Here is a 604-nt window from a genome sequence, read left to right on the forward strand (position 1 = left end):
GGATAGAGTTTACTGCTGAAACCAGGATGAGCGGAACAGACTTTTCTGATGGGAAAAAGGTCAGAAAAGGTGCAGTGGATGCAATAATCGAGTACATCCTGTATCAGGGGGGAAGAGTCCCAAGTGATTTAAAAGACATTAGTGATAAAGTGGCCATGCAAGGCGGAACGCCACTGGTTGTTATAGAAGGAAATCGTGTACTAGGTGTTATTTACTTGAAAGATACAGTAAAACCAGGTATGAAGGAACGTTTTGATGAATTACGAAAAATGGGCATTAAAAGCGTGATGTGTACTGGTGATAACCCTTTAACTGCTGCGACTATTGCTAAAGAAGCCGGAGTAGATGATTTTATTGCCGAGGCAAAGCCTGAAGATAAAATTTCTGTTATTAAGAGGGAACAAGCGGAAGGTAAACTTGTAGCAATGACCGGAGATGGCACAAACGATGCGCCTGCGTTGGCACAGGCTGATGTAGGATTGGCTATGAATACAGGGACAAATGCAGCGAAGGAAGCTGCTAATATGGTGGATTTGGATTCAGATCCTACAAAAATCATTGAAGTAGTAGCCATTGGAAAACAATTGCTTATGACCCGAGGTGC

Annotated in this window: 1 protein-coding gene; it reads left to right on the forward strand. The window is 42.7% G+C overall.

The annotated features are described in order from the left end of the window. A partial coding sequence (locus AC1DUW_RS31900) for an HAD-IC family P-type ATPase (protein WP_477644589.1) occupies nucleotides 1-604 on the forward strand: 604 nt, incomplete at both ends.

This window comes from Peribacillus sp. P4_C12, assembly GCF_056402095.1.